Annotated in this window: 17 protein-coding genes; 8 read left to right on the top strand and 9 right to left on the bottom strand. The window is 68.8% G+C overall.

The genetic code is table 11. The features are described from left to right. Positions 1-9: 9 nt before the first annotated feature. A complete protein-coding gene (gene asnB / locus DMC61_RS12480) occupies positions 10-1944 on the bottom strand; it encodes an asparagine synthase (glutamine-hydrolyzing) (protein ID WP_125689360.1) in 1935 nt (644 codons plus the stop codon). Between the two features lie 192 nt (positions 1945-2136). Between asnB and DMC61_RS12475 the strand changes: the two genes are divergently transcribed. Then, positions 2137-3075: a cytochrome c oxidase subunit II gene (locus DMC61_RS12475; RefSeq protein WP_199749965.1), complete on the top strand. Its 939-nt coding sequence runs from the start codon at positions 2137-2139 to the stop codon at positions 3073-3075. A gap of 40 nt (positions 3076-3115) precedes the next feature. Next, positions 3116-3535: a cytochrome c oxidase subunit 4 gene (locus tag DMC61_RS12470; RefSeq protein WP_016336054.1), complete on the top strand. Its 420-nt coding sequence runs from the start codon at positions 3116-3118 to the stop codon at positions 3533-3535. Between the two features lie 64 nt (positions 3536-3599). On the opposite strand, the gene DMC61_RS12465 is transcribed toward DMC61_RS12470, so the two are convergent. Continuing rightward, complete coding sequence (locus tag DMC61_RS12465; RefSeq protein ID WP_125689358.1) at positions 3600-4475, bottom strand: DMT family transporter; 876 nt, start codon at positions 4473-4475, stop codon at positions 3600-3602. An 82-nt stretch (positions 4476-4557) separates the two neighbouring features. On the opposite strand from DMC61_RS12465, the gene DMC61_RS12460 reads away from it, so the two are divergent. Then, on the top strand, positions 4558-5520 hold the full coding sequence (locus DMC61_RS12460) for a GlxA family transcriptional regulator (protein WP_016336052.1): 963 nt from the start codon (positions 4558-4560) through the stop codon (positions 5518-5520). Here the strand turns inward: DMC61_RS12460 and DMC61_RS12455 are convergent. Further along, a complete protein-coding gene (locus DMC61_RS12455; RefSeq protein WP_125689356.1) occupies positions 5517-5906 on the bottom strand; it encodes a cupin domain-containing protein in 390 nt (129 codons plus the stop codon). The two genes, DMC61_RS12460 and DMC61_RS12455, sit on opposite strands and share 4 nt — an antisense overlap. Before the next feature lie 52 nt (positions 5907-5958). Here DMC61_RS12455 and DMC61_RS12450 point away from each other — a divergent pair, with 52 nt between their 5' ends. Continuing rightward, complete coding sequence (locus tag DMC61_RS12450) at positions 5959-6924, top strand: helix-turn-helix domain-containing protein (protein WP_125689354.1); 966 nt, start codon at positions 5959-5961, stop codon at positions 6922-6924. Between the two features lie 78 nt (positions 6925-7002). Here DMC61_RS12450 and trpD read toward each other — a convergent pair whose 3' ends face one another. The 3 genes from trpD to DMC61_RS12435 all read right to left on the bottom strand — a co-directional run bounded on the left by trpD (position 7003) and on the right by DMC61_RS12435 (position 8921). Then, a complete protein-coding gene (gene trpD / locus DMC61_RS12445; protein WP_125689352.1) occupies positions 7003-8028 on the bottom strand; it encodes an anthranilate phosphoribosyltransferase in 1026 nt (341 codons plus the stop codon). A 4-nt stretch (positions 8029-8032) separates the two neighbouring features. Continuing rightward, positions 8033-8443: a hypothetical protein gene (locus DMC61_RS12440; protein ID WP_125689450.1), complete on the bottom strand. Its 411-nt coding sequence runs from the start codon at positions 8441-8443 to the stop codon at positions 8033-8035. A gap of 61 nt (positions 8444-8504) precedes the next feature. After that, complete coding sequence (locus DMC61_RS12435; RefSeq protein ID WP_125689349.1) at positions 8505-8921, bottom strand: hypothetical protein; 417 nt, start codon at positions 8919-8921, stop codon at positions 8505-8507. Between the two features lie 95 nt (positions 8922-9016). Here DMC61_RS12435 and DMC61_RS12430 point away from each other — a divergent pair, with 95 nt between their 5' ends. From DMC61_RS12430 to DMC61_RS12415, 4 genes are read left to right on the top strand one after another with little or no spacing between them, the layout of a single operon-like run. Continuing rightward, complete coding sequence (locus DMC61_RS12430; protein ID WP_091599208.1) at positions 9017-9640, top strand: heme-copper oxidase subunit III; 624 nt, start codon at positions 9017-9019, stop codon at positions 9638-9640. 55 nt (positions 9641-9695) lie between these two features. Continuing rightward, positions 9696-10514, top strand: coding sequence for a c-type cytochrome (locus tag DMC61_RS12425; protein WP_016336045.1), 819 nt, complete (start codon positions 9696-9698; stop codon positions 10512-10514). Next, a complete protein-coding gene (locus DMC61_RS12420) occupies positions 10511-11644 on the top strand; it encodes a ubiquinol-cytochrome c reductase iron-sulfur subunit (protein ID WP_063270918.1) in 1134 nt (377 codons plus the stop codon). The genes DMC61_RS12425 and DMC61_RS12420 overlap by 4 nt, the downstream gene beginning before the upstream one ends. Then, positions 11641-13308 carry a cytochrome bc complex cytochrome b subunit gene (locus DMC61_RS12415; RefSeq protein WP_125689347.1) on the top strand — a complete coding sequence of 556 codons (1668 nt, stop codon included), beginning with the start codon at positions 11641-11643 and terminating at the stop codon, positions 13306-13308. The genes DMC61_RS12420 and DMC61_RS12415 overlap by 4 nt, the downstream gene beginning before the upstream one ends. Positions 13309-13381: 73 nt before the next feature. On the opposite strand, the gene DMC61_RS12410 is transcribed toward DMC61_RS12415, so the two are convergent. From DMC61_RS12410 to DMC61_RS12400, 3 genes are all read right to left on the bottom strand, one after another. Then, positions 13382-13774, bottom strand: coding sequence for a hypothetical protein (locus DMC61_RS12410; protein ID WP_125689345.1), 393 nt, complete (start codon positions 13772-13774; stop codon positions 13382-13384). After that, positions 13771-17685, bottom strand: a complete 3915-nt coding sequence (locus tag DMC61_RS12405; RefSeq protein WP_233594781.1) for a nucleic acid/nucleotide deaminase domain-containing protein — start codon at positions 17683-17685, stop codon at positions 13771-13773. The genes DMC61_RS12410 and DMC61_RS12405 overlap by 4 nt, the downstream gene beginning before the upstream one ends. An 86-nt stretch (positions 17686-17771) precedes the next feature. Beyond that, positions 17772-19928, bottom strand: a complete 2157-nt coding sequence (locus DMC61_RS12400; protein ID WP_125689343.1) for an AbfB domain-containing protein — start codon at positions 19926-19928, stop codon at positions 17772-17774. Between the last annotated feature and the right edge of the window lie 47 nt (positions 19929-19975).

The following is a 19975-nucleotide window of genomic DNA, read 5'->3' as shown; positions in this document are numbered from 1 at the left end:
GAGTCGTGACTAGAGCTTCACCGGGTAGACGGGTTCCGGCACCTCGGGCTTGATGCGGTTCTCGACGAAGATGCCGTGCCACAGCATGAACACCAGCAGCGCCCACAGCTGACGGCTGCGGTCGAGCTGCCCGGCCTTGTGCTCTTCGAGCAGCGCCAGGACGGCCTTCTTGTCGAGCAGCGCGTCGGTCTGCGAGTCCGAGATGATGCCCTTGGCCCAGTCGTACATCTCGTTGCGCAGCCACAGCCGGATCGGCACCGGGAAGCCCAGCTTGCGCCGGTTCAGCACGTGGCCGGGGATGATCTTCGCCAGCGCCTGGCGCAGCGCGTACTTCGTGGTGCCGTGCGCGAGCTTCTGGTCGAGCGGGATGGTCGAGGCGACCTTGAACACCTCGGCGTCGAGGAACGGCACGCGCAGTTCCAGCGAGTTCGCCATGGTCACCTTGTCGGCCTTGACCAGGATGTCGCCGCGCAGCCAGGTGTAGAGGTCGACGTGCTGCATGCGCGCGACCGGGTCCCAGTTCTCCGAGATCTTGTACCAAGGCGCGGTGACGTCCTTGAAGCCGATGCCGTCCTCGTACGTGCGCAGCACCTTGCGGAGCTGGTCGTCGCGGAAGTTGCGCGCGTTGCCGTAGTAGCGGTCTTCCAGCGGCAGCGCCCCGCGCCGCAGCAGGTCCTTGCCGCGGGTGCCCTCCGGGATCTTCGTGGAGACCTTGCCGATGATCTTCCGCATCCCGCCCGGGATCTTCTCGAACGGCGCCAGGGAGATCGGCTCGTTGTAGATCGTGTAGCCGCAGAAAAGCTCGTCGGCGCCTTCGCCGGACAGCACCGCCTTGACATGCTTGCGGGCTTCGCGCGCGATGAACCAGAGCGGCACGAGCGCCGGGTCCGCCACCGGGTCGTCGAGGTACCAGACGATGAGCGGCAGCGCCTCCATCATCTCGTCCGCCGACACCGTGCGGACCACGTGCTTCACGCCGATCGCGGCGGCCGATTCGGCGGCGACGTCGACCTCGGAGTAGCCCTCGCGCTCGAACCCGGTGGTGAACGCGATCAGGTTCGGGTTGTGCTCCTTGGCCAGCGTCGCGGTCGCCGTGGAGTCGATGCCGCCGGAGAGGAACGCGCCGACCGTGACGTCCGGGTCGGAGATCATGTGCTTGCCGACCGAGTCGCGCATCACATCGGCGATGCGCTCGTACAGCTCGTCGGCCTCGGCCTGGCTGTTCACCGGCTTCGCGTTGAACGTCGGGTGGAAGTACCGCGTGAACCGCACGTCACCGCCGGGGACCACCCGGAACGACGTGCCGGACTCGACGCGGCGGATTCCGGTGTGCATGGACTCGGGTTCCGGCACGTACTGCAGCACCAGGTAGTGCTGCAGGGCGGTCTTGTCCAGCTCGTCCTGCACGCCGAGCACGCCCGAGAGCTCCAGCAGGCTCTTCTTCTCGCTGGAGAAGGCGACCTTGCCGGGGCCTGCCGAGTAGAACAGCGGCTTGATACCGAACGGGTCCCGCGCGCCGAAGACGACCTTCTCCTGCGAGTCCCAGATCAGGAAGGCGAACATGCCGCGCAGCTTCTCGACCGCCTCGTCGCCGAGGTAGTGGTACGCCGCGACGATGGCCTCGCCGTCGCCCTCTGTGGCGAACTTCGCACCGTGCCCGGCGGCCAGCTCGTCACGCAGCTCTTTGTAGTTGTAGATCTCGCCGTTGAAGTTCAGCGTGTAGCGCTCGGGAGCCTCCGGCGGGCCCCAGACCAGCGGCTGGTGGGCGTGGTCGACGTCGATGAACGCCAGCCGGTTGAAGCCGTAGACCACCTCGGCGTCGGCCCAGGTGTCGTGCTCGTCGGGGCCGCGGTGCCGCTGGCAGCGCATGGCCGCGTCGACGGCGTCACGGGCGCTCGCAGCGTCGGCTTCGGTCGAACAGATCAGTCCAAGCAGGCCGCACACGTCTAGTTCACACACCTCTTGTTGGCCGAGCGGGGAGAAGGGCCCAGTATGCCGGTGGGCGTGTACACCCCGATGTGGTGGGGGATACGCGTGTTGGGGTTACCCCTTAGTCAGCGCGGCGCCGCAACTCGGCTAGGCTCCGGCTGTCACAAAGATCGGTCGAGGAGGCTCTGGGTGAAAGGGCAAGGCGCAGTGGGAAATCCAGAGCGCACCCCAGTTAAGCGGGCTGGTCGCGTCGCAGCGCTCGCCGCGCTGGTGATGCTGACCGCGACGGGCTGTTCCGGGGACGAGATCCTCCGCTTCGGCTGGCCGGTCGGGGTGACCCCGCAGGCGCACGACATGCGCACCTTGTGGACGTGGACCGTCATCGCCGCGCTGGCCGTCGGTGTCATCGTCTGGGCGCTGATCTTCTGGACCGCGATCTTCCACCGCAAGAAGAAGACCGCCGACGGCGCGGAAGAGGAACTGCCCCGTCAGTTCCAGTACAACATCCCGCTGGAGATCTTCACGGTCGTCGTTCCGACGATCATGGTCTGCGTGCTGTTCTTCTTCACCGCGACCACCGAGAACCGCGTGCTCGCCGAGACGGACGACCCGGACGTCACGGTCGACATCGTCGCGTTCCAGTGGAACTGGGAGTTCAAGTACAAGAGCGACTCCAAGAACCAGGCCGACCCCGAGATCACCACGGTCGGCAGCTCGACCGAGATCCCGCTGCTGGTCCTGCCGACGAACAAGACGATCCAGTACAACCTGCGGTCGGCCGACGTCATCCACTCGTTCTGGGTGCCGGAGTTCCACTTCAAGCGGGACGTCATGCCGGACCCGGAGAAGAACAACCAGGACTTCACCTTCCAGAACTCGATCGACAAGGAAGGTTCGTTCGTCGGCCGCTGCGCCGAACTGTGCGGCACCTACCACTCGGGGATGAACTTCGAGGTCAGGGCGCTCTCGCCGGACAAGTACGCGCAGTACATCCAGCTCCGCGGCACCGTGAACCCGAAGAGCGGCAAGCCGAACACGGCGTCCGAGGCGCTGACGGCGATGAACTGCGGCGAACTGTGCTCGCCCTACGCCGTCACCACCACCCCGTTCAACACCGACCGCACCGCGCGGGTCGCGTCCAACTGACCCGGCTGTTCGAGCCCGAAACAGGAGTGAGGCAACGTCCATGAAGGTCGAAGGACGGATTTTCTTCCTCGTCGCGGTCTTCTCCGTCATCGTCGCGGGTATCTACGCGTACATGACCGGAACGATGACCCGGGACGGCGTCGAGCCGGTCGGTGTGGTGGCCCTGATCCTCACCGGTGGCCTGGCCTTCCTGGCCGGGAGCTACCTGCAGTTCGTGGCGCGGCGCATCGAGCCGCGGCCGGAGGACCGGGAAGACGCGGAGATCAGCGACGGTGCCGGCGAGCTGGGCTTCTTCAGCCCGGGCAGCTACTGGCCGGTGGGTCTCGCGGCGGCCGCCGCGCTGACCGGTGTCGCGCTCGCGTTCTTCCACATCTGGCTGCTGATCATCGCGCTGGGCCTGGTCATCATCGCCATCGGCGGGCTGGTGTTCGAGTACCACACCGGTCCGAACCACGAGTGACGTTCTGACGCCGAAAGCGGCGCCTCGGTCTTCGGACCGGGCGCCGCTTTTCGCATTCAGAGGACTAAACGCGGGCGGGTTGCCGTGCCGGTGTGCGCTTCGGGGCCAGCGCGGCCGCCAGGACGGCCAGCATCCCCAGGCCTTCCGGCCAGGTCGGCCGGTGGCCGTAGGCGAGGACGTCGACGACCACCGCGACCACCGGGTAGACGTAGGAGAGCAGCGCCACCGTCGTGGTCGGCAGCTTCCCGATGCTCGCGTACATCAGCACGTACATCAGCGCGGTGTGCACGGTTCCCAGCAGGACCAGCCACAGCAGGCCTGAGGTGTCCGTGGGCAGCGGCGTGACCAGCAGGGCGGGTGCGAGCACGATCGTGCCCGTCACGAGCTGTACGGCCGCGAGGACGTGCGGACGGACATGCGTGAGCCGCTTCGCGACGAACGAAGCGCCGGCGTAGAGCGCGGCCGCGCCGAGGGCGAGCGCGATCCCCGCCAGCCGCACGGGCTTGCCGTCGGCGCCGTGCGCGGACAGGGAGATGAGGGTCACCCCGCCGAACGCGATCAGCGCCCGGACCAGCTGGCTCTTCGCCATCTTCTCGCCGAGCAACGCCGCGGCGAGACCGACCAGCATCAGCGGCTGCGTGTGGTAGACGACGGTGCTGACCCCGATCGACGACAGCGAGTACGAGGCGAACAGCAGCACCCAGTTCCCCACCAGGAACAGGCCGCCGAGCACGGCGAGCAGGAGGTCGCGGCGGCTGAGCGTCCACGGGCGGAGCCAGCCACGGGCCGCGCTCCACACCAGGAGCAGCAGACCGCCGACGAGGCTCCTCGCGAACGCCACGGCGGGGGCGTCGGCACCGCTTTCGAGGACGACGGCGCCGATCGTGCCGGACAGCGCCATCGCGGCCGTCCACTGCAACACGGGGTTGTTCTTGTTCATGGCGACCACTTTCGCCGTCGTGTGCGCGTTCAACCAGTGTCAGAGATGACATCGACCGCAAAACTTGTGACACACTGCCCGGATGGATGTGAAGAAGGTCGCGGTGGTGCTCGCCGACCAGGTCTCGCCGTTCGAACTCGGTGTCGCGTGCGAGGTCTTCGGCACCGATCGCAGCGCCGACGGCATCGAGGGCTGGGACTTCGCGGTCTGCTCGCCCGGCGGCGCGAACGTCCTGAGCTGGTCCGGCTTCGGGCTCGACGGTCTGCGGGGCCTGGACTTCGCGGCGTCCGCGGACCTGCTGATCGTCCCGACCTGCGCACCGCGCAGCGCGAGCCCGCCGGAGCCGGTGCTCGAGGTCCTGCGTGACGCGGCGAGCCGGGGTGCCTGGGTCGCGGGCTTCTGCGCCGGTGTCTTCTCGCTCGGCTACGCGGGGCTGCTCGACGGGCGCAACTGCACCGTCCACTGGGTCTACGAGCAGGAGTTCCGGTCGCGTTTCCCGACGGCGAAGGTCGACCCGAAAGCGTTGTACGTCGACGACGGCGGCGTTCTCACCAGCGCGGGCACCGTCGCCGCCGTCGACCTGTGCCTGCATCTGGTGCGGGAACTGCGCGGCGTCGCCGCGGCCACGACGCTGGCCAGGCGGATGGTCGCCGCGCCGCACCGGGTCGGCGGGCAGGCCCAGTTCGTGCAGGCGCCGGTGCCCGAGACCGCCGCGCCGGACGACACCGTGCTCGCCGAAGCGCTCGAATGGATCGAGCGGCGGCTGGATCAGCCGTTCACCGTCGCGGAACTCGCCCGCCGCAGCGGTTTGGGGGAGCGCACGTTCCTGCGCCGGTTTTCGGCGGCCACCGGTACGACACCGCACCGATGGCTCACCGAGCGCCGCCTGGACCGCGCGCAGTCCTTGCTCGAAGAAGGTCGTCTGTCCATTGAGGACATCGCGGTCGCCTGCGGATACGCCTCGGCCGCCGCGCTGCGGCATCAGTTCGGCAAGCTGCGGGGGACCAGCCCGAGCGCGTACCGCAGGACGTTTTCCGCCGGCTAGATCTCCTGTCCAACTGTCACTTGGACGTGGTCGGGGACCTCGTCGTGCCGATCGCCGACGGAGAGCGTGCCGGTCGGCTCGAACAGCAGGAGCGACGCACCGTCCACTGAGGACGGTTTGTGGAAGGTCCCACGCGGGACGACGAACACCGAGCCGCGCGGCAGTGTGACGACGCGTTCGCCGTCTTCTTCGCGCAACGCGATGTCCAAGGTGCCGTCGAGCACGAGGAAGAACTCGTCGGTGTTCTCGTGGACGTGCCAGATGTGCTCGCCCGCGACCTTCGCGAGACGGACGTCGTAGTCGTTGACGTGGGCGACGATCCGCGGGCTCCAGATCTCGTCGAACCCGGCCAGCGCGGTTTCCAGATCGATCGGCTGCTTGCTCATGTCCCGATCCTCGTCACTGGACCGGCGGAGGAGTGAGTGCTAGGAATCGCATATGTCGCAAGATTCCTCGCACAAGGTCGCCGTCCTGGTCGACGAGGGCTCCAACCCCTTCGAAATGGGCGTCGCGACCGAGCTCTTCGGCCTGCGGCGGCCGGAGCTGGCCAGGCCTTGGTACGACTTCACGGTGTGCGCGGCCGAGCCGTCCGTGCGCATGCACCTGGGTATGTTCACCCTCACCGGGGTCGCCGGGCTCGAAGCGGTGGAGGCCGCCGACACGGTGATCGTGCCCAACCGGCCCGATCCGGAAAGCCCGGCCAGCGAGCCGGTGCTGAAGGCCGTCCGCGCCGCATCCGAGCGAGGCGCCCGGCTGGTGAGCTTCTGCACGGGCGCCTTCACTCTCGCGCAGGCGGGGGTCCTGGACGGACGGCGCGCGACGACGCACTGGAAGTGGGCCGGACGGTTCCGTGCGCTGTTCCCCGAAGTGCTGCTGGAGCCGGACGTGCTCTTCGTCGACGACGGCGACGTCCTGACCGCGGCGGGCAGCGCGGCCGCGCTCGATCTGGGGCTGCACCTGATCAGCCGCGACCACGGCGCCGAGATCGCCAACGCGGTGAGCAGGCGGCTGGTGTTCGCCGGGCACCGCGACGGCGGGCAGCGGCAGTTCGTCGAACGCCCGCTGCCGCCGGTGCCGGACACCTCGCTGGCGCCGGTGCTCGAGTGGGCGCGTGAACGGCTGGACCGGCCGCTCACCGTCGCCGACCTCGCCGCGCGGGCGGCGGCGAGCCAGGCGACGCTGCACCGGCGGTTCCGTGCCGAACTGGGGACGACGCCGCTGGCGTGGCTCACCACGGAACGGATCGCGCTGGCGTGCCGGCTGATCGAGCGCGGGGAGCAGCGGCTGGACCGGGTGGCGCGGGCTTCGGGGTTCGGGACCGCTGCGAACCTGCGTACGCAGCTTCGGCGGGCTACGGGGCTGACGCCTACGGCTTACCGGGCGCGGTTCAGCACCGCTTCGTGACCGACGCGTTTCGTCCTCTGAATGCGGTCCTTGCATGCGCAACTACCGCATTCAGAGGACGAAACGCGCTGGTAAGCATCAGGCGAAGGCGATCCACCGGTTCAGCAGGTCCGCCGCCGCACCCGAATCGATGGCCGAGGCCGCCCGTTCGAGCCCGGCCGCCAGATCGTCCTCCAGCGACCCGGAGAACCCGGCGAAGGCCGCCAGCGCGGCCGCCGAGTTGAGCAGCACCGCGTCCCGCACCGGCCCGGTCTTCCCGGCCATCACCTGACGGAACACGTCGGCGTTGTGGGCGGCGTCCCCGCCGCGCAGGTCCTCCGCGGTCGCCCGCGCGATGCCGAGGGCCGAAGGATCGAAACTCCGCTCGGTGATCTCGCCGCCGGAGACCACCCACACCGAACTCGTGGTCGTGGTCGTGAGCTCGTCCAGCCCGTCGTCGCCGCGCACGAGCAGCACGGTCATGCCGCGTCGCGCGAACACCTCGGCCAGCACACGGGTCTTGTCCTCGTAGGCGCAGCCGATCAGCGAGCTGCGCGGCTGTGCCGGGTTGGTCAGGGGGCCCAGCAGGTTGAACGTCGTCGGCACGCCCAGCTCACCGCGGGTCGGGCCGGCGTGGCGCAGGGCCGGGTGGAACTTCGGCGCGAAGCAGAAGCCGATGCCCAGCTCGTTCACGCTGCGCTGGACCGTCTCCGGCGGCAGGTCGATGGTGACGCCCAGCTCCTCCAGCACGTCCGCCGCGCCGGACTTCGACGAAGCGCTCCGGTTGCCGTGCTTGGCCACCGGGGCACCGGCCGCGGCCGTCACCACCGTGGCCATGGTGGAGATGTTGACCGAATTGGAACGGTCGCCCCCGGTGCCGACGATGTCCACCGACGGCCGGTCGATCGTCACGCGCCGGGCATGCGCCAGCATCGCGTCGGCCATGCCGGAGATCTCCGCCGGTGTCTCGCCCTTCGCACGCAGCGCGACGGCGAACCCGGCGATCTGGGAGGGTGTCGCCGCCCCGCTCATGATCTGGTCCATCGCCCACGCGGTGTCCTCCTCGGACAGATCCGCGCGCGCGATCAGCTGGTTGAGCAGGGACGGCCAGGTCTTGGCGGTCACCGGCTCAGCCGTGCACGGCCGGCACCCGCCGGGCGCGCAGCACGTCGGCGACGGTCTCGGCGGCGGTCAGCGGGTCGAGCGGGTGGACCAGCACCGCGTCGGCCTGCGACCAGGTCGCCAGCCAGCGGTCGTCCTTGCGCCGCACCGACACGACGATCGGCGGGCAGTCCTCGATCTCGTTCTTCAGCTGACGGGTCAGCCCGATGCCACCGGTCGGCTGGGCCTCGCCGTCGAGGATGGCCAGGTCCACGTTGCCCCCGTCCATCTCGACGAGGACCTCGGAGATGCCGGACGCCTCGGTGTAGTCCACCCGGCCGAGGTCGGCGGCGGGCCTGCGGCCGACGGCGTTGATGATCGCCTCGCGCACCTCCGCCTTGTGGCTGAACACCAGGATCCGCATCGCCTGCTCGCCCATGAGCGCGCCTCCGCCTCGTCTAGTCATGTCGACCCCGCGATGTTATCCGCCATGACCGACATCACGTGGACGCACCCGACGGCTGGAGCGCGTCCCAGCCCAGCGAATCGCCGCCGAGCCGCTGCGCGAGCCCCGCCATCCGTGACCTTTCCTGCGCGCAGTGCAGCGCGTCGAGGGTCTGGACCCGCAGCGCGTGCGCGAGGGCGAACTCCCCGTCGGGACCCTGTTCTCGCAGCTCCCAGCCGTCCTGGGCGAGGGTCGAGGCCGCCTCCGCCACCTTTTCGGGCGGCAGTTTCAAGTGATGGCGCAGGATCGCGGGCGCTTCGGCGACCCAAGAGGGTGATCTCGCCAACGCCGAGGAATCCGCCTCGGCCGGATCGAAGGCCGTCACGACGATCTCCACGCCGGGCGTGTCGACCGTCAGGGCCGGTGCGGAAGGCTTCCTGACCAGGTCACGAAGCCGATCTAGTAAACCCATGAGTAGCCCGGTTCCCACTTTCGTTCAGATGTGACCCGACACGCACGCGACCCGCCGTGGACCCACCCGGCGGGCCCCATGCGTGAGAGGACATAATGCGACGCGTGACAACGGCAGCTCCCACCATCAGCCAGCGGGTCCACTCGCTGAACCGGCCGAACATGGTCAGTGTCGGCACCATCGTGTGGCTGTCCAGCGAACTGATGTTCTTCGCCGGACTGTTCGCCATGTTCTTCACCGTGAAGGCGCAGAACGCGTCCGGCCAGTGGCCGCCGCCGCTGCACGGTGAGCCCTTCCACCTGAACATCGCGCTGGCGATCCCGTTCACCGTGATCCTCGTGGCGTCGTCGTTCACCTGCCAGTTCGGCGTGTTCGCCGCCGAAAAGGGTGACGTGTTCGGCCTCCGCCGCTGGTACATCATCACGTTGATCATGGGCGCGATCTTCGTGGGTGGCCAGGCTTACGAGTACCTGAACCTGATCCACGAGGGGCTCACGATCCCGTCCGGCGCGTACGGCACGGTCTTCTACCTCGCGACCGGGTTCCACGGCCTGCACGTCATCGGCGGGCTCATCGCGTTCGTGTACCTGCTCATCCGCACCAAGCTGAGCAAGTTCACCCCGGCCCAGGCCACCTCGGCGATCGTCGTGTCGTACTACTGGCACTTCGTCGACATCGTGTGGGTGGGTCTGTTCGCGGTGATCTACATCCTTCCGTGAACGAAGCCGCCACCACGACCTATCGGCCTGAACTGACAGCAAGGGTTGCCGCAAGATGACCTCCAGCAAGAACAACACGGAGCGCCGCTTCCGCAAGCGGTCGAAGGCACGCAGGCGGTTCGCCGGCGCGCTGGCCCTCGGGATCGCGCTGCTCAGCGTGGGCGGGTTGTACGCCGTTTTCGCCCCGGAGCCGCAGACCGCGCAGGCGCAGGGCGAATCCGCCCTCCTGCGCGAGGGCGAGAAGCTCTACAACAACACGTGTATCGAATGTCACGGGCCGAAGCTCGAAGGTGTCACCGACCGTGGCCCGAGCCTCATCGGCATCGGCGACGCGGCCGTGTACTTCCAGACCTCCACCGGCCGGATGCCCGCGGTGCGTCAGGAGGCCCAGGCGCAGCGGAAGCCGCCGAAGCTGACCGAGGCCGAGATCAACGCGCTCGGCGCCTACATCCAGGCCAACGGCGGCGGCGCGCAGCGTCCGGCCGAGAAGGGTGACGCGCTGCGCGGCGAGGACGTCGCGCGCGGCAGCGAGCTCTTCCGCCTCAACTGCGCCTCCTGCCACGGCTTCACCGGCCGCGGCGGCGCGCTCTCCTCGGGCAAGTTCGCCCCGAACCTGGACCCGGCCACGGAAGAGCAGATCTACACCGCGATGCTCACCGGGCCGCAGAACATGCCCAAGTTCTCCGACCGGCAGCTGTCGCCGGAGGAGAAGAAGGACATCATCGCGTTCGTGAAGTCCGTGAGCGATGGGAACAACGCACCCGGCGGTAGCTCGCTCGGCGGTCTTGGCCCGGCTTCGGAGGGCGCGATCGCGTGGATCGTCGGGATCGCCGCGCTGATCGGCGTGACGTTGTGGATTGGATCGAAGGCATGAGCGCCGAAGGGCCGAAGCCGCCGACAGAGGCGGAATTGGCGGACATGGATCGCGACCAGCTGGTCAAGCTGGGTACCGCGCTCGACGGGGTCGAGATCGTGGAGTACCCGAAACCATGGCCGGTCGAGGGAACGCGGGCGGAGAAGCGCGCCGAGCGCGCCGTCGCCCTCTGGTTCGTGCTGGCCGCGCTGTCCGGCCTCGCGTTCGTCGTGATCATCGCCTGGCCGGAGTGGTTCGAGTACAAGGAGCCGGGCAAGCACGGCTACACGCTGTACACCCTGTACACGCCGCTGCTCGGGGTCACCCTCGGGCTCGCCGTGCTCAGCCTCGGCATCGGGGTGATCCTCTACACCAAGAAGTTCATCCCGGCCGAGGTCGCGGTCCAGGAACGCGGGGACGGCGGTTCCAAGGAGGTCGACAAGGCCACCATCGTCGCCCAGCTCGCCGACTCGGGCAGCCGCAGCACCATCGCGCGCCGTTCGATGATCAAGCGGTCCGCGGGCGCGGGTGCCGGTGTGCTCGGCCTCGCCGTGGCGGCGCTGCCGGTCGCGTCCTTCATCAAGGACCCGTGGAAGGACACCGAGAACCGCGACTCGCTGTGGCACTCGGGCTGGAAGAAGAACTTCCCGGAGGAGAAGGTCTACCTCCGCCGCAACACCGGCCGTCCGCACGAGATCTCCCTGGTCAAGGCCGAGGACCTCGACGCGGGTGCCATGGAGACGGTGTTCCCGTACCGCGAGTCCGAGAAGAACGACGAGCACGCGTTGTCGGCCGCCTTCAAGCGCGTCGACAACCCGGTCATGCTGATCCGCCTCCGCCCGACCGACGCCGCCAAGGTCGTCAAGCGTCAGGGCCAGGAGGACTACAACTTCGGCGACTACTACGCGTACACGAAGATCTGCAGCCACGTGGGCTGCCCGACCTCCCTGTACGAGCAGCGGACCAACCGCATCCTCTGCCCCTGTCACCAGTCGCAGTTCGACGCGCTCCACTACGCCAAGCCGATTTTCGGGCCGGCGACGCGGCCCTTGGCCCAGCTTCCGATTACAGTGGACTCTGAGGGCTACCTGATCGCGCGCGGAGACTTCAACGAGGCCGTCGGACCGGCCTTTTGGGAGCGTAAGTCATGAGTTCACTCACCACCCCGACCAAGGGGACGAACCCGGTCGAGAAGGCCGCGGGCGCTGGTGCGAAGTGGGCCGACGACCGGTATCACCTGGCCAAGGGCATGCGGCACCAGCTCAACAAGGTGTTCCCGACGCACTGGTCGTTCCTGCTCGGCGAGATCGCGCTCTACAGCTTCATCATCCTGTTGCTGTCGGGTGTCTATCTCACGCTGTTCTTCGACCCCTCCATGGAGGAGGTCGTCTACAACGGCAGCTACACCGGTCTGCAGGGCGTCGAGATGTCGCGGGCCTTCGCGACCACGCTCGACATCTCGTTCGACGTCCGGGGCGGTCTCTTCGTCCGCCAGCTGCACCACTGGGCCGCGCTGATCTTCGTGGCTTCGATGATGGTGCACATGTTCCGGATCTTCTTCACCGGCGCGTTCCGGCGCCCGCGTGAGGCGAACTGGGTCATCGGCGCGCTGCTGCTGGTCCTGGGCATGTTCGAAGGCTTCTTCGGCTACTCGCTCCCGGACGACCTGCTCTCCGGTACCGGTATCCGCGCGACCCTGTCGGGCATCGTGCTCTCGGTGCCGGTCATGGGCACCTGGATCCACTGGGCGCTGTTCGGCGGGGAGTTCCCCGGCAACGAGATCATCCCGCGCCTGTACACGATCCACATCCTGCTGCTGCCGGGCATCATGCTCGGCCTGGTGGCCGCGCACCTCGCGCTGGTCTGGTACCAGAAGCACACGCAGTTCCCGGGCGTGCGCCGCAAGGAGACCAACGTCGTCGGCGTCCGGATCATGCCGGTCTTCGCGCTCAAGGGCGGTGCGTTCTTCGCGCTGGTCACCGGCATCATCGCGCTGATGTCGGGCCTCTTCCAGATCAACCCGATCTGGAACATCGGCCCGTACAACGCGGCGCAGGTCTCGGCGGGTTCACAGCCCGACTGGTACATGGCCTGGGCCGACGGCATGCTGCGGATCTGGCCGGCATGGGAGCTCTACCTCGGGAACTACACGGTCCCGGCGGTGTTCTTCCCCGGCGCGATCGGGATGCCGCTGCTGATCGGGTTGCTGGTGATGTACCCCTGGATCGAGCGAAAGCTGTCCAAGGACACCGCGCACCACAACCTGCTGCAGCGTCCGCGCGACGTCCCGGTCCGGACCTCGCTGGGCATCATGGCCCTGACCTTCTTCGCGGTCATCATGCTGTCGGGCTTCAACGACATCATCGCGTTCGCCTTCGACATCTCGCTGAACGCGACGACGTGGGCGGGCCGGATCGGTGTCCTGCTGCTGCCGCCGATCGCGTACTACATCACCTACCGGATCTGCCTCGGCCTCCAGCGGGCCGACCGCGAGGTGCTGGAGCACGGTGTCGAGACCGGCATCATCAAGCGCCTGCCGCACGGTGAGTTCATCGAGATCCACCAGCCGCTCGGCCCGGTGGACGACCACGGCCACGCGATCCCGCTCGAGTACCAGGGCGCGTCGGTCCCGAAGAAGATGAACAAGCTCGGCTCGGCCGGACACGCCGTCGCCGGTTCGACCTGGTCCCCGGACCCGGTCGAGGAGACGATCGCGCTGGAGCGCGCCCGGTCCAACGGGCACGGCAACGGCAAGGTCGACGACATCGGTGGCGAGCCTTCGGAGGAGCGCAAGGAGATCACCTCCGGGCACTAGCTCGTCGGATACGTGTGAAGGCCCCCTTCCCTCGGCTCAGCCGAGGGAAGGGGGCCCTTCACACGTTGAAGCGTCAGCCGGTGACCTTGAGCTCCAGGGGACGCATGTCGTCGTCGCTCGGGACGACGGTCAGGCCCGCGGCGGAGAGGACGGCGGTGAGCGCCGTCCGCATCGCCGCGTGGACCGCGATCTGCTGCCGCACCTGGGGATTCTCCTTGTCACCTGCCACCAGGAGCCGAAAGGCCTCATCACGCCAAGGCCTTGCCACCACCCAGTCGACCCAGACCCCGCACGCGCCCTCGAAGAGGTCCACCTCGATCACGGCACCTCCGGCGTCCCGGTGATCGTCCGGATCGGGCTCGACGATCACCGGGAACCCCGCCGCCCGCAACACGGCTTCGGTCCGGTCGCCCAGAGCGAACAGCCGTTCCTGTTCGGCGGGGTGGACGCGGCGGAGCGAGGTCATCCGCCTGCTCCGCTGCCCACCAAGACGCGCTGTTCCGCTTCGGCGGCCGTCGCCGAACCGGCGAAGAGGCCGCGCCTCTTGTAGGACTTCTTGATCATGTCGATCAGGCTCCCCTTGTAGATCTTGTCGATCTCGGGATCACCGGTCCACGGTACCGAGAAGGACGTTTTGAGGTCGGGCGCCATCTTGCTGACCCAGTCCCGTTTGCAGTCGGGGCACGGTTCGCGTTCGCTGTAGAGGCCCCTGATGTTCTTGGGATCGAAACCCTGCTCGATGACCTGCTCGACGATGTGCTGCTCGGAGTGACGGCCGGCGTCGTTGCTGTTGCCCGCCACGTAGCCGTCGGGGAGCTTCCCGTTCGGGTCCTTGTAGCCGGGGAGATAGGCGACGGCGACGTTCCGGCTCGTTCCGTAGCCGTTTCCGATCCGGTAGTCGAGCGCGATGCTCGGCAACGTTCCCCCGTTGTCACCGTGATCCACGAGCCCGCAGGTGAAATCGGGGATGTCCGCGGCTTTCGCGGTGGCCGGTACCTGGCTGATCCGGTTGCACCATTTGCGGATGGCGTTGAAGAGCGGCTTGACCTTGTCCGCGACCTTGCGGAAGATCGCGGACTTGTTCAGGAACTTGGAAATGTTCTGGATGATCTTCACGACCGCCGAAGCCACCTTGGGCAGCTTCAGGAAGACGACGACGATCGACGCGACGTTGACCACGGTCCAGATGCAGGCCTCGATGTTGCCTTCACCGAAGCACCGCTCCGCGTCACGCCAGCCGATCACCTCCAGCAGGACTTCGGCCCCGATCTCCACCAGGAACGACGTCACACTGCCGCCGTTCTTGGACTGCTCCGCGGCCTGGCGGTACTCGTCCAGCAGCATCCGCCCGAATTCGGTCGTCGAGAGCATGGCGATTTCTTCTTGGGTCAGATCGGGCAGCCCGGCGCCCGTCTCCTCTGCCGCGCGGCGTCTCGCCTCCTCTTCCTCCTTGCGCTGCTGGTCTTCCGCGCGGTCGGCGGCTTGCTGGGCCTCGGTCGCGCTTTGCCGTGCCCGTTCCGCGGCGGCGGCCGCGTTACGCGCGTGTTCTTCGGCCCGGTCGGCCGCCGCCCTGGCTTCCGCCGCCGAGGCTTCGGCGGCGGTCGCCGCGTCCCTGGCGAGTTGGGCGTCCCGTTCGGCACGCGACGCCGAGTCCCTCGCCGCCTGTGCCTCGCGTTCCGCCGCCGTGGCGTTCCGGCCGGCGATGGCGGCGTCGGCGTTGGCCTCGTTGGCCGCCGCACGCGCGGTCTGCGCGTCCGCACGGGCGGCCGCGTCCGACGCGTTCGCCCGTTCGCCCGCGGCACGGGCCAGCGCGCCTTCGGCCGCGGCCGCGGCCGCCGCTTCCTGCGCTTCGGCCGCCGAGTTCGCCGCGGCGGCGGCTGATGCCGCTGCCCGCGCCGCCGCTTCGAACGCGGGTTTCACCTCTTTCTGCGCCCGAGCAGCGGCTTCGGCGGCCCGATCCGCCGCCAGCCTCGCTTCGGTGGCCCGGTCGCGGGCCGCTTGCGCCTGCTCGGCTCCGACCGCCCTGGCCTGGTTCGCGACCAGGAGGACGAAATCGGCGTCGAGGTCCGAACCCGCGTACGGCGCGACGACGACGATCGCCCGGTTGGCCGGATCGGTGATCGCGCTCGACGACGCCCGCGCGGCGGTGGACGCCCGCAGGGCGATATCCGCTTGGGTGGCCGCGGAGACCGACTCGTTGAACGCCGCGTCGGCTTCGGCGCGGGTACGCTCCGCCGCCATCAGCGAACGCATCGCCTCGCCGGCCGCTTGTTCCGCGAGCTGGACCGCGTTCCGTGCCGCCTCGGCCGCCTTGGTCTCCTCGGCGGTCGCCTCGGCCGCCTTCACGTTGGCCTGGGTGGCGTGGTGATGGGTCTCCGCCGCCGAGGACTCGGCCCGGTTGGCCGCGTGGTTGGCCGCGGAGGCGGCGGCACGGGCTTCCTGAGCCGCGGCGCGGGCCCGTGCCGCCGCTCGGGTCGCTTCGCCCGCCGCTTGCCTCGCGACCACGGCGGCGCCGGTCGCCCGGTTGGCGGCGTCGCGGGCCGCGGTGGCCGCGGCGGTCGCGTTGTTGGCCTCGTTCCGCGCCGCGGCGGCGGCGTTCTTCGCGTCGGTCTCCGCCGCGGTGCCCCGTGCGGCGGCCTCGGCCGCGTTCAGCGCTTCCGCCTTCGCCTGCGCGGTCTGCTTCAGCCGTTCCGCGGTGAAGGCGGCGTCGCGAGCGGTTCTCGCCTTCCCTTCTTCGCCCACCGCCCGCTGTTCGGCTTCCCCGGCGAGCCGTTCCTGTTCCTGCGCACGGAGGTTGGAATCGTTGGCGATACCGGCTTGGCGCTGGGCTTCGCCGCGATGACGACGTGCTTCCGCGGCCGCTTGGTCGGCACGCTGACGGGCGGCGGCCGCGTTGGCCCGCTCGGCCTCGGCGACCCTGCGGGCGCTCTTCGCCCTGTCCCGCTGCCGTTCCGCTTCCTCGCGATGTGCGCGGGTGCGTTCGGCCGAGGCCCTGGCGGCGTTGGCCGCGGCTTCGGCCGCTTCGCGAGCCTGCTTGGCCCGGACGGCCGCGTCCTTGGCCGCCACCGCCTGCACTCGTGCCGCTTCCGCCACCTGTGCGGCAGCGGTCGCGTGCTCTTCGGCGTGCAGACCCCATTGGCGAGCCTGCTCGGCGTGTTTCTCGGCGCGTTCCTGGGCGTTGCGTGCCTGGTCGGTGGCTTCGGTGGCGTCGATCGCGTGCTGTGCGGTCTCCGAGGCGTGGACCGCCGCCTGCCCGGCCGCGCTCATACCCCTCGCCATGTCGGCCCACTGAGTGCCGTAGGGGAGTCCGACGGCGACCAGTTCGGCGGCCTGGACGCCGGCCTGCTCGGCGGCGCGCACGGCATCGGCCGCGGCGTCGCGGGCGTTGCCGACCTGACGGGCGGCCTCGGCCTTGACCAAGGTGAAGGAGTCGGGCGGGTGGTTGCCCGCCGCGTCGTTCGCGTCCAGGATCTGCTTGGCCTTGCGGGCTTCGTTCCCCGCGAGCACCATCGCGTTCGCGATCCGCTGGAGCGCGCGCAGCGCGTCCCCGTGCGCCACCATCAGGTTCCGCCGCGCGGTCATCGCCCGCACGGCCCGTTTGGCGAGGTCGCTCAGCTGCTCGGCGGCCCGTGCCGCGGCTTCCTGATCACGGATCTGCTTTTCCCGCTCTTCGGCGTCACGTTTCGCCGCGGCGAGGTACCCGGTGTTCAGGAATTCCGCGATCGCCGCGTCACCCGCGTCGAGCGCGGCCTGTGCCGCCGTCTTCACGTGGTGCCCGGCGACGCCGAGCAGTGCCGTGACCCTGGCGCGCAGCTGCTCGGCACGTGCCTGGCCGCCCGCCGCGACCTGTGCGTCGCGCTCGCTCGCGATCTCCTTGCCGTAGGCGAGGAACTGCTCGCGGTCGGTATCGCTTCCCGCGAGGACCCGCTGGACCTCGGCGTTGAAGATCGGCCCGCCGGTGCCCGCCATCGCCTGGATGGTGGCCCGGTTCTGCCGCGCGGTCTCGGCTTCCCGCGCCGCGGCCCTCGCCTTGGCGGCGTCGAGGCCGGTTTCGAGGAATTCGTGCAAGGCGGCTTCGGTGCCCGCGTCGAGCGCCGCGCGCGCGGCCTCACGTACTTCGGGCTCCTCGGCCAGCTCGGCGTGATCGGCGATGATCTGCCGGACGACGGGACTGCCCACCAGGGCGGGTACGCCCGTCTGGCCGTCCCAGTTGCGGTACGGGTCTTCCGGCAGGGGACGGGCCGGGGACGTCGGTGGCGGCGTGGCCGGTGGTGGATCGTCGGCCGCGACCGCGGGCGCCGGGTGGATCAGCCCGGCGAGTACGGCGGTGGCCAAGAAGACAAGGAACGTCCTCAGCAGATATCTCGTTCTCGACATCAGAACCCCCAGGTATCGGTGAAAAGAACTACTGCGGGGTGAATGAGGTGCCTTGCCGGTGTACCCGGCAAGGCACCTCGGGTTTGTCAGTTGTAGTACTCTTTCGCGCCTTCGGCGGCGGTGTGTTCGATCCTTCCGTTCTGGAAGTAGCTCACGCGTTTACCGGGTACGCCGGGGAAATCCATTTCGTCGGAAGTGGGATAGCCGAGCCTGCTCCGTTCGTATTGCAGTGCCGCCCACCGATCGAAAATGGCTCCGTAGATCAGCTTCGGGCCGATGTTCGGGTGGTACCAGATGCCTCTGGGGCCGGCGAACAGGTTCCGCGCGCCCTTCCCGTCGGGCAGGTATCCCGTATCCCCGCTGGGGATGAATCCCGGAATGTTCCGGCCGCCGGATTCGAGGTACTTGTTGAGCAGCGGGTCCATAATCCGGACCACGCCGTGCTGGGCCGACCAGAAGGCGCCACCCTTCTGGAAGCGTTTGTACCGGATGCCGTTCAAGATGTTTTCCGGCTGGGTCTGCGGACCGAGGCCGTTCCAGCCCCACCAGTCCTCGTTGAGCCAGCGCTCGTCGATCTTCGTGGTGATCGAAGGGTTGGGGCCGACGGGAATCCAGCTGATGTCGGCGGCGAAGTTGCCGTCGGTGTCGAAGTTGTTCTCCTTGCTCAGGCCGTTGGCCGCCCAGAGCTCGCCCCAGTACTGCCGCAGGTAGCGGCCCGGATGCGCCTTCGCCTCCAGTGTCACGTTGGTCGGATTGCCGTCCCTGCCCGCCTTGGCGCACCAGGTGGCGTTGAGTTTGTAGACGTCGGTGCCGTCGTTGCCCGCCAGCTGGACCCGCAGGTTCGGCGCGATGCGCAGGTAACTGCCGACCCGGGTGGCCGATTCGAGCGAGAAGCAGTTCGCGTCGGCGAGCCCGGGGACGATCTTCCAGGTGGCGTCGCCCAAGGGCGCGGTGACGACATTCGACGGCTGGGTTCCCGGGGTGGCCCAGGCATCGCCGCCGGCACTGCGGACGTGCCAGCCCCGCCGTCCGGCGGTGACTCCGGCGAACGCCTGTTCCAGCACGGTGTACTGGCCCCTGGCGAGGAAGTCCTTGACCTGGTCCCAGGTCCCGTTCGCGGCGACGTCGCCCGCCGCCGCGGCGAGCCGGGGACGGAGCCTGCTCGCGTCGGCCTTGGCCTTGATGTCGCGGACCTTCTGCCGGTCGGCCTCCTCCCGTTCCCGCAGGATCCGGGCGTCGTCCCTGGCACGGGCCTCGGCGACCCCGGTCCTGATGTAGCGGTCCCAGTCGGCCGCCACCCCGGCGAGGGCGACGGTGGCCGCGTCCTTGATCTCGCGGTGCGCGGGGTCGGCGAGTTCCGGGGTCTTCAGCAGCTCGCGGATGAAGTCGTCGTCGGCGAGGTCGAGCCAGGCCGCGACGGCGATGACGGGAACCTTGTCGCAGGCGTCCTTCTTCGCCATCCTGGCGGCTTCCCTGCGGGCGGCCTCCTGGTTCTCCTGGTTCAACCGGTCGAGGTAGTCGAGCTGGTCCTGGCGATTCAGCGCCCGGATCTTGTTCTCGATGAAGTCCTTCCACACCGCCGCGTCACCGCCGAACGCGTCGAAGGCGCCCTGCTTGAGTTTCGGCTGTTCCGGCCTCGCCTTCTGGTACACCTTGTAGATGAACATCTGATCGTTGTCGTTGAGCATGACGTCGTCGAAACCGACGATGTCGGCGTCGATCAGGATCTCCCGGCGCAACTGGACGGTGCGGTCCCACGCCTCCTGTCGACGCTGCCGTTCGACGCGGTCGCGGGCGGCGAAATCGAAGACGCCGGTGCGGATGAACGCCGTGGCGTCGGGGGCGGCGTTGTTGTCGAGCATGACCTTGTAGACGCGGTAGGCCTCGGCCTTGGTGACCGGGAAGTTCGTCGCGTTGATCTTGTCGTAGACCTTGAAGACGAAATTCATGTCGGTGGCCTCGCGCCATTCCTTGGTGGCCTCACCGACTTCGATCTCGAAAACCGCCCGCACCTTTTCGGTTTCGGTCGCGCTCGGCAGTTCGGCCGCCGCGGCGTCCGGGCTTTCGCGGGGAACCGGTGCCTCGGGGGCGGACGGGGCGGGCGCCTCGACGGTCGGGCTCGACGGTGCCGGGGGAGCGGCGTACCCGGTGGCCGGGGTGAACAGGCCGCACAGCACGGTCACGGCGGTCAGGACGGCGATACTTCCGGCTGGTCGTCTGCCGACGATCAGTGATCTTCGCATTTCGCATACCTTTGTTCGGACGAAAAGGTCAGCCGGGGGCCAGGGAG

The organism is Amycolatopsis sp. WAC 04169, assembly GCF_003947535.1.
GTDB classification, from domain to species: Bacteria; Actinomycetota; Actinomycetes; order Mycobacteriales; family Pseudonocardiaceae; genus Amycolatopsis; species Amycolatopsis keratiniphila.
This window is presented reverse-complemented; position numbering and strand designations above follow the sequence as displayed.

Excerpts from the sequence above, each read along its gene's own strand:
- DMC61_RS12450 (WP_125689354.1), top strand. The coding sequence starts at position 5,959 with ATGTCGCAAGATTCCTCGCACAAGGTCGCCGTCCTGGTCGACGAGGGC.
- DMC61_RS12435 (WP_125689349.1), bottom strand. The coding sequence starts at position 8,921 with ATGGGTTTACTAGATCGGCTTCGTGACCTGGTCAGGAAGCCTTCCGCA.
- DMC61_RS12425 (WP_016336045.1), top strand. The coding sequence starts at position 9,696 with ATGACCTCCAGCAAGAACAACACGGAGCGCCGCTTCCGCAAGCGGTCG.
- DMC61_RS12400 (WP_125689343.1), bottom strand. The coding sequence starts at position 19,928 with ATGCGAAGATCACTGATCGTCGGCAGACGACCAGCCGGAAGTATCGCC.
- DMC61_RS12465 (WP_125689358.1), bottom strand. The coding sequence starts at position 4,475 with ATGAACAAGAACAACCCCGTGTTGCAGTGGACGGCCGCGATGGCGCTG.
- DMC61_RS12470 (WP_016336054.1), top strand. The coding sequence starts at position 3,116 with ATGAAGGTCGAAGGACGGATTTTCTTCCTCGTCGCGGTCTTCTCCGTC.
- DMC61_RS12440 (WP_125689450.1), bottom strand. The coding sequence starts at position 8,443 with ATGGGCGAGCAGGCGATGCGGATCCTGGTGTTCAGCCACAAGGCGGAG.
- DMC61_RS12405 (WP_233594781.1), bottom strand. The coding sequence starts at position 17,685 with ATGTCGAGAACGAGATATCTGCTGAGGACGTTCCTTGTCTTCTTGGCC.
- DMC61_RS12455 (WP_125689356.1), bottom strand. The coding sequence starts at position 5,906 with ATGAGCAAGCAGCCGATCGATCTGGAAACCGCGCTGGCCGGGTTCGAC.
- DMC61_RS12430 (WP_091599208.1), top strand. The coding sequence starts at position 9,017 with ATGCGACGCGTGACAACGGCAGCTCCCACCATCAGCCAGCGGGTCCAC.
- DMC61_RS12420 (WP_063270918.1), top strand. The coding sequence starts at position 10,511 with ATGAGCGCCGAAGGGCCGAAGCCGCCGACAGAGGCGGAATTGGCGGAC.
- DMC61_RS12410 (WP_125689345.1), bottom strand. The coding sequence starts at position 13,774 with ATGACCTCGCTCCGCCGCGTCCACCCCGCCGAACAGGAACGGCTGTTC.
- DMC61_RS12460 (WP_016336052.1), top strand. The coding sequence starts at position 4,558 with ATGGATGTGAAGAAGGTCGCGGTGGTGCTCGCCGACCAGGTCTCGCCG.
- DMC61_RS12415 (WP_125689347.1), top strand. The coding sequence starts at position 11,641 with ATGAGTTCACTCACCACCCCGACCAAGGGGACGAACCCGGTCGAGAAG.